Annotated in this window: 3 protein-coding genes; 2 read left to right on the top strand and 1 reads right to left on the bottom strand. The window is 32.2% G+C overall.

Features of this window, described 5'->3' with window-relative positions; translation table 11 throughout:
- Positions 1 to 224 precede the first annotated feature (224 nt).
- Complete coding sequence (locus CUN59_RS19625; protein ID WP_104389417.1) at positions 225 to 830, top strand: hypothetical protein; 606 nt, start codon at positions 225 to 227, stop codon at positions 828 to 830.
- On the top strand, positions 820 to 2268 hold the full coding sequence (gene brxL, locus CUN59_RS19620; protein WP_104389416.1) for a BREX system Lon protease-like protein BrxL: 1449 nt from the start codon (positions 820 to 822) through the stop codon (positions 2266 to 2268). Before CUN59_RS19625 ends, brxL begins: the two co-directional genes overlap by 11 nt.
- A gap of 23 nt (positions 2269 to 2291) precedes the next feature.
- On the opposite strand, the gene CUN59_RS19615 is transcribed toward brxL, so the two are convergent.
- Complete coding sequence (locus CUN59_RS19615; protein WP_104389415.1) at positions 2292 to 2909, bottom strand: 2OG-Fe(II) oxygenase; 618 nt, start codon at positions 2907 to 2909, stop codon at positions 2292 to 2294.
- Between the last annotated feature and the right edge of the window lie 75 nt (positions 2910 to 2984).

Genomic DNA, 2984 nt, shown 5'->3' with positions numbered 1-2984 from the left:
TGGTAATATACTCAGCAGGAAGAAACTACTACCAAAAAACAGGATGATGCTAGTTTAATCCTAGAAGATATTAATAATAAATTGCAGGAGATTCAAAACCAAGGTCAAGACTATGAAATGCAAGAAAACGAAATCATTGCTCTATTTAAACAACTTCCTGTTTCTAGAAAACAAGAACTATATCAAAAACTAGCGGCTTTCTTAAATCACCAGGAGGAAAATTAATGAGTAAAATCATTTTAGATCCTACTGGTTCATATCCACCGGAAAATTACTACATTGTCATTTCCACAGAGGTAGAATGGTTAAAATATTTTACCCTGCAACATGAATATTATTTGATTCAAGGTAAAATGCTTTGTAACTGGACAGAGGAATGGTTAAGAGTATGGAATAAATTAGATTTAATTATTGACACTAAACAAACCCCACTCAATAATCAACAAGATTTTACTGAAACAGTAATAGTTAATTGTATGGGTAAATGTGAAGGTTTAAAACCCGGAGAATTAAACATTATAATCCATAATTATGATACAATAACGTTAAGTGATTTGTATTTAACCGTCAATGATTTACCAGAAATTGAAAATGTAAAACTTCCAGTTGTTCAGATTCTACCCCATGATAAACTAATTCATCAAATAATCATTAACGAATATCCTAAATTACCACCAGATAAAAATCAAATGACTATTCAATTATCTGGTAAACTAACCTTTAGTTTTAATGATAATGTTTCAGGAGAGTCAAAACTTGATTCAGAATCATCTTTTACCATAAAACAAATCTATAATAGTGGTTTTCGAGGAGATTTAGATGACTTTTAATTACAAGAATGATTTGGTTCAACAAGTCTTTCAAATATACAGTTTTGATAAAAAACGCTTAAAAGGACTTACTAATTTAGGTATCCCTAGTTTTGTCCTTGAGTGGTTAATAGATAAAAAAGTTCCGGGAACTGGAATTTTAAACGATGCAGAATTAGCAATTATTAATGATTTTGTACAGAAAGCTTTTCCCAGAAAAGATGATCAAGAAGTGATCAAATTTAAACTTATTCAAGGACAAATACATAAATTAATTGCTTTACTAAAAGTGAGAATCAAATTAGAAGCTAATTCTAAACAAATACCTGAACCCTTAGCAAATATCGAAATCTTAAATTTATCAAATTGCGAAATTACCAGCGATATTGTAGACAAATACAAAAGATTACTCAGACAAGGAGTATGGGGTAAAATTACCTTACGCTTGAAAAGCAATATCGACGGTAATTTTAAAGTATCAGTTATTGATTTTGATCCTTTCCAATCTTCAGAAGTTGATTTACAAGAATATGCCCAATTTCGTTCTCATTTTACCACAGAACAATGGCGAGATTTAATGTTTTGTTCTATGGGTTATAATCCCGAACACCCAACTTATAATCATCTTGCGAAAACACGGATGTTAACAAGGTTAATTCCTTTAGTTGAGTCTAATTATCATATCATGGAATTAGCACCTAAAGGAACAGGGAAAAGTTTTGTTTATGAAAATATTAATAATAAAGTTTCTGTTATCAGTGGAGGTAAAATTACACCTGCAAAATTATTTATTGATGGTAAAACTCAATCAGTAGGTTTATTAGGTCGTTATGATGTAGTAGTGCTAGATGAAATTCAAAGTTTAACTTTTGATAAACCTGATGAAGTTATTGGACCTTTAAAAACCTATCTTGCAAATGGACGTTATAACCGTTCTGGGTTTTCTGATAACCCGATTTCTAGTGATTGTTCTTTAGTATTATTAGGTAATATTGAACTTGATGAAGATCAACGTCCTAAACATAGATTTAATTTGATGAAGAATTTACCAAGATTTTTCTCAGAAACTGCTTTTTTAGATCGGTTTGCAGGTATTTTACCTGGTTGGGAAATTCCTAAGTTTCAACGTGATATGATCGCTGATCAAATCGGTTTAAAAATGGACTTTTTTGGAGAAGCCTTATTATCTTTAAGAAGGGATAATCGTTTTTATCAATATGCTCAAGAACATACTCAATTTGATGATAATATTACTGTGAGAGATCAAGAAGCAATCCTCAAAACAGCATCAGGTTTTTTAAAAATTCTCTATCCTCATCTGCAATTAACTTTACAAGATTATCAAAGAGATTGTTTAGAACCTGCTAAAGAAATTCGTCAACAGATTCGCAATATTCAATACAACCTCGATGATGAATTTAAGAAATATGGTAAAGATATTTATGTTGATATTAAATGATTATAAATTGTTGACATTCTTTCTCACTTACTTCCTTTGTTTTTCCCATTCCCTTGATTTGCCCTGGACTCTAATGTAAACTGTGGTATGTCCTCCAGTTCCTCTTCACTTAAACAATACTGTTCACAAACAAGACTTAAACGATTTCCATGACTTGTAACTGCATTCACCGAATGAGTTAAATCACCCTGAAAGTAAATTAAAGAATTGGTTTGGGGTTTAATTTGTCCCACTTGGCGTTTTTGTAACTTTAGCACCAATTCACCCCCCTCCATATCCTCTGGAACGCGGACATAAAGCACACTTACAAAAGCAGGAGGTTCAACGGTTTTACAATAGGAACGCAAAGACCGATCAATATGGGGGTCAACGCGAGAACCGGATTTTAGCAGTAAAGGATTGAGATAAAAAGCGTTACAATTAGGCAAAAGTGCAACATCTAGATAGGGTTTGAAATAGGGGAATTTTTGGATAACTTCTGTTAAACCTTGACGTTGAAAGACCACAGAAAAGCCTTTTGTATTAATAAAATCCCGGTTAAGATTGTTAATTGCAAAATATGGACAAGCTTGAATTTCTCCCCACAAGTCCTGGAGATAATTAAGAGGAAAGGCGTTAGGATGTTGTTGATAGTATTTCACGGTGAGTTAAATGCAGAAGTACAAGACAGAGAAATTTTTGATGGTTGGTGTCATCAGGGTAAGCTCATCTAAATT

Origin of the sequence: Cuspidothrix issatschenkoi CHARLIE-1 (assembly GCF_002934005.1) — a bacterium.
In the GTDB taxonomy this organism is placed as follows: Bacteria; Cyanobacteriota; Cyanobacteriia; order Cyanobacteriales; family Nostocaceae; genus Cuspidothrix; species Cuspidothrix issatschenkoi.
This window is presented reverse-complemented; position numbering and strand designations above follow the sequence as displayed.

Bases quoted from the DNA above. Each gene is read 5' to 3' on its own strand.
- CUN59_RS19625 (WP_104389417.1), top strand. From the start codon at position 225: ATGAGTAAAATCATTTTAGATCCTACTGGTTCATATCCACCGGAAAAT.
- brxL (WP_104389416.1), top strand. From the start codon at position 820: ATGACTTTTAATTACAAGAATGATTTGGTTCAACAAGTCTTTCAAATA.